Genomic DNA, 5,454 nt, shown 5'->3' with positions numbered 1-5,454 from the left:
AAAGTTCTTAAAAGAGATAGGAAGTAAATTATGCAGCGTAACGGTAAGTGGGAGACCACGAGCTGGGATGCAAAAAGAAAGCTTAGAGATTTGATAGAGGGATAATGTAAGAGAATATTTTTTTTACAGATTTCTATTGAATTGAGTTTAATAGGGTCTGGATACAAACAACACATTATACAATGGAGAGTTTGATCCTGGCTCAGGATGAACGCTAGCGGCAGGCCTAATACATGCAAGTCGGACGGGATTGAGGAGCTTGCTTCTCATGAGAGTGGCGCACGGGTGCGTAACACGTATGTAACCTACCTTGTTCAGGGGGATAGCCTCTCGAAAGAGAGATTAACACCGCATAACATTATTTAATAGCATTATTGAATAATCAAATATTTATAGGAACAAGATGGGCATGCGGAACATTAGCTAGTTGGTAAGGTAACGGCTTACCAAGGCGACGATGTTTAGGGGATCTGAGAGGATGACCCCCCACACTGGTACTGAGACACGGACCAGACTCCTACGGGAGGCAGCAGTAAGGAATATTGGTCAATGGGCGCAAGCCTGAACCAGCCATGCCGCGTGCAGGAAGACGGCCCTACGGGTTGTAAACTGCTTTTATACCGGAATAAACCCTTTTACGTGTAAGAGGCTGAATGTACGGTAAGAATAAGGATCGGCTAACTCCGTGCCAGCAGCCGCGGTAATACGGAGGATCCAAGCGTTATCCGGATTTATTGGGTTTAAAGGGTGCGTAGGCGGCCTATTAAGTCAGGGGTGAAAGACGGTAGCTTAACTATCGCAGTGCCTTTGATACTGATAGGCTTGAATGTAGTTGAGGTAGGCGGAATGTGACAAGTAGCGGTGAAATGCATAGATATGTCACAGAACACCAATTGCGAAGGCAGCTTACTAAATTATGATTGACGCTGAGGCACGAAAGCGTGGGGATCAAACAGGATTAGATACCCTGGTAGTCCACGCCCTAAACGATGAATACTCGATGTTGGCGATATACGGTCAGCGTCTAAGCGAAAGCGTTAAGTATTCCACCTGGGGAGTACGCCCGCAAGGGTGAAACTCAAAGGAATTGACGGGGGCCCGCACAAGCGGAGGAGCATGTGGTTTAATTCGATGATACGCGAGGAACCTTACCCGGGCTTGAAAGTTAGTGAATGATCCAGAGACGGATCAGTCCTTCGGGACACGAAACTAGGTGCTGCATGGCTGTCGTCAGCTCGTGCCGTGAGGTGTTGGGTTAAGTCCCGCAACGAGCGCAACCCCTATGTTTAGTTGCCAGCATGTAATGATGGGGACTCTAAACAGACTGCCTATGCAAATAGAGAGGAAGGAGGGGACGACGTCAAGTCATCATGGCCCTTACGTCCGGGGCTACACACGTGCTACAATGGGCAGTACAGCGGGCAGCTACCTGGCAACAGGATGCCAATCTCGTAAAGCTGTTCACAGTTCGGATCGGGGTCTGCAACTCGACCCCGTGAAGTTGGATTCGCTAGTAATCGCGTATCAGCAATGACGCGGTGAATACGTTCCCGGGCCTTGTACACACCGCCCGTCAAGCCATGGAAGTTGGAAGTGCCTGAAGTGCGTAACCGCAAGGAGCGTCCTAAGGTAAAGTCGATAACTGGGGCTAAGTCGTAACAAGGTAGCCGTACCGGAAGGTGTGGCTGGAATACCTCCTTTCTGGAGCATTATCCCCAAAATCTTAAGCAAAAAACATAACAGCGGAGCTGTTACCTGCATGATTATTTCTTTATAAACTCGAAAAAAAACACAAACCCGGAAGATGAAGCCATCAGTGGTTCGGCCATGAGTGTGGCAAGATTGTAGATAAAAACAAACAGTCCTGTAGCTCAGTTTGGTTAGAGCACTACACTGATAATGTAGGGGTCAGCAGTTCAAATCTGCTCGGGACTACAAAGGTTAGGGTAGCAGGTAAGCAGTATAAAGTAGCAAGAAAAGGTCTTGATACCGGTTGCTGACTACTTGATACTATCAAACATCTGAAAGGGGGATTAGCTCAGCTGGCTAGAGCACCTGCCTTGCACGCAGGGGGTCAACGGTTCGAATCCGTTATTCTCCACGCTTCACAGCAGAAGCAAGAGACAGGAAATAAGAGACAAGAAATAAGAAGCAAGTGGCAAGATTAGTCCTGGCTTCTGAATCCGGCTCCTGATTCCTGGCTCCTGATTCTAAGTGAAAAACGTTCTTTGACATATTGGAAGAAGTAATTGAAGAGAAAACAACAGTAGAGGATTGTTGGGGCTCTGAAGAAAGGAAAGAAAGTCTTGAATCTTGATTCTTGACTCTTGATCCTGCCGACGGACACGACAAAAATCAAAAAGCATACGGTGCTGAGCAAAAGCAGCACAAGTATAGAAGAAAGTAAGAAAGGGTACACGGGGGATGCCTTGGCTCTCAGAGGCGATGAAGGACGTGATAAGCTGCGATAAGCCGCGGGGATCAGCAAATATGAATTGATCCGCGGATTTCCGAATGGGGAAACCTAACTATTTGAAGAATAGTTGCATAAATGCGCGAACCTGCTGAACTGAAACATCTAAGTAAGCAGAGGAAGAGAAAACAACAGTGATTTCCTGAGTAGTGGCGAGCGAAAGGGAAGAAGCCCAAACCTAATATGTTACGGCATATTAGGGGTTATAGGACCACAACATGAATATTAAAATGAACCGGAACGGGGTGGGAAACCCGGCCATAGAGCATGAGAGCTGCGTACGGGTAAGTAATAATAGGATAGTGGTATCCTGAGTACCGCGAGGTCGGAGACGCCTTGTGGGAATTTGCCGGCACCATCCGGTAAGGCTAAATACTCCTGAGAGACCGATAGTGAACCAGTACCGTGAGGGAAAGGTGAAAAGAACCCCGAACAGGGGAGTGAAATAGAACCTGAAACCGTGTACTTACAAGCGGTCGGAGCACCTTCGTGGTGTGACGGCGTGCCTTTTGCATAATGAGCCTACGAGTTACTCCTCTCTGGCAAGGTTAAGTGGTTCAGCCACGGATCCGAAGCGAAAGCGAGTCTGAATAGGGCGTATAGTCAGAGGGGGTAGACGCGAAACCTTGTGATCTACCCATGGACAGGTTGAAGGTGCCGTAACAGGTACTGGAGGACCGAACCGATAAACGTTGAAAAGTTTCCGGATGATCTGTGGGTAGGGGTGAAAGGCTAATCAAACTGGGAAATAGCTCGTACTCCCCGAAATGTTTTTAGGAACAGCGTGGTGGTAAAGTTATACAGAGGTAGAGCTACTAATTGGGTGCGGGGGAGTCAAATCCTACCAAATCCAGATAAACTCCGAATGCTGTATAATATACACTGCAGTGAGGCTATGGGTGCTAAGGTCCATGGCCGAGAGGGAAAGAACCCAGACCATCAGCTAAGGTCCCCAAATTAACGCTAAGTTGAACTAACGAGGTCCGATTGCACAGACAGCTAGGATGTTGGCTTGGAAGCAGCCATTCATTTAAAGAGTGCGTAACAGCTCACTAGTCGAGCGATCGGGCATGGATAATAAACGGGCATTAAGCGTTATACCGAAGCTATGGATTTGCACGCAAGTGCATCTGGTAGGGGAGCATTCTACACGCGGAGAAGCAGGAGGGACGACCGACTGTGGAGGGTGTAGAAAAGCAAATGTAGGCATAAGTAACGATAAGGCGGGAGAGAAACCCGCCCACCGAAAGACTAAGGTTTCCTGATCAACGCTAATCGGATCAGGGTTAGTCGGGGCCTAAGGTGAAGCCGACAGGCGTAGCCGATGGACAACTGGTTAATATTCCAGTACTTTTTATAACTGCGATGCGGTGACGGAGTAGTGAAACTGACGCGAACTGACGGAATAGTTCGTTAAATGCCGTAGGTATAGGAGAGGTAGTAAAGTACGCCACTCTTGCTGAAAGCAGATAGTACACTGAGCCTTCGGGTAAGGTGATAGTTCAGGTAATCAGACTTCCAAGAAAACCCGCTAAGCTTCAGGTTATAAAAACCCGTACCGTAAACCGACACAGGTAGTCGAGGAGAGAATCCTAAGGTGCTCGAGTGAATCATGGCTAAGGAACTCGGCAAAATGGCCCTGTAACTTCGGGAGAAGGGGCGCTGACAGCAATGTCAGCCGCAGTGAAAAGGCCCAGGCGACTGTTTAACAAAAACACATGGCTTTGCAAAATCGAAAGATGACGTATAAGGCCTGACACCTGCCCGGTGCCGGAAGGTTAAGAGGGGATGTTAGTCGCAAGGCGAAGCATTGAATCGAAGCCCCGGTAAACGGCGGCCGTAACTATAACGGTCCTAAGGTAGCGAAATTCCTTGTCGGGTAAGTTCCGACCTGCACGAATGGTGTAACGATCTGGGCGCTGTCTCAGCCATGAGCTCGGTGAAATTGTGGTATCGGTGAAGACGCCGGTTACCCGCAACGGGACGGAAAGACCCCATGCACCTTCACTACAACTTAACATTGATATCGGCTACAGGATGTGTAGGATAGGTGGGAGACTGTGATCATGCTTCGCTAGGAGTATGTTAGTCAACGTTGAAATACCACCCTTTCTGTATCTGGTGTCTAACTCTGCACAGCGGAGGACATTGTTTGGCGGGTAGTTTGACTGGGGTGGTCGCCTCCAAAAAGGTAACGGAGGCTTTCAAAGGTAAGCTCAGTACGCTTGGTAACCGTACGCGGAGTGCAATAGCATAAGCTTGCTTGACTGTGAGGCAGACAAGCCGAGCAGGGTCGAAAGACGGATATAGTGATCCGGTGGTTCTGCATGGAAGGGCCATCGCTCAAAGGATAAAAGGTACGCTGGGGATAACAGGCTGATCTCCCCCAAGAGCTCATATCGACGGGGAGGTTTGGCACCTCGATGTCGGCTCGTCACATCCTGGGGCTGGAGAAGGTCCCAAGGGTTGAGCTGTTCGCTCATTAAAGTGGCACGCGAGCTGGGTTCAGAACGTCGCGAGACAGTTCGGTCCCTATCTGTTGTGGGCGTTGGAAGTTTGAGTGGGGCTGACCTTAGTACGAGAGGACCGGGTTGGACGAATCTCTGGTGAATCTGTTATGGCGCCAGCTGTATTGCAGAGTAGCTACATTCGGAATAGATAAGCGCTGAAAGCATCTAAGCGCGAAACTAGCCACAAGATGAGACTTCCATTGAGGGTCGTAGCAGACGACTACGTTGATAGGTTACAGATATAAAGGTGGTGACATCAAAGTCGAGTAATACTAATAACCCGAAGCTTTCTCATAGCAGGTAATTAAAGGTGTCAGAGCATCAAGACCGTAAGAAGCAGTAAACAAGAGCGATCCTGTTTCCTGTATCCTGATCTCTTGCCTCTGACATCTCAACACAAAGCTGTTGTTTTCTCTGATACTTACTTCTTTCAATAATATGTCATTGTTGTACCGGTGTACAGAGCCGGTA

At 48.5% G+C, this 5,454-nt stretch carries 2 tRNA genes and 2 rRNA genes; all 4 read left to right on the top strand.

Features of this window, described 5'->3' with window-relative positions:
* The first annotated feature begins 179 nt into the window (after positions 1–179).
* Positions 180–1,701 (top strand): 16S ribosomal RNA (locus tag I5M19_RS18535).
* A 159-nt stretch (positions 1,702–1,860) separates the two neighbouring features.
* Positions 1,861–1,935 (top strand) — tRNA-Ile (locus I5M19_RS18530).
* A 92-nt stretch (positions 1,936–2,027) separates the two neighbouring features.
* Positions 2,028–2,101: transfer RNA gene (locus I5M19_RS18525), tRNA-Ala, on the top strand.
* A 296-nt stretch (positions 2,102–2,397) separates the two neighbouring features.
* Positions 2,398–5,278 (top strand): 23S ribosomal RNA (locus I5M19_RS18520).
* The 16S and 23S rRNA genes sit together here with 2 tRNA genes alongside, the layout of an rRNA operon.
* The last annotated feature ends 176 nt before the right edge of the window (positions 5,279–5,454 follow it).

The sequence above is a fragment of the Mucilaginibacter segetis genome, from assembly GCF_016522075.1.
Lineage (GTDB): Bacteria > Bacteroidota > Bacteroidia > Sphingobacteriales > Sphingobacteriaceae > Mucilaginibacter > Mucilaginibacter segetis.
This window is presented reverse-complemented; position numbering and strand designations above follow the sequence as displayed.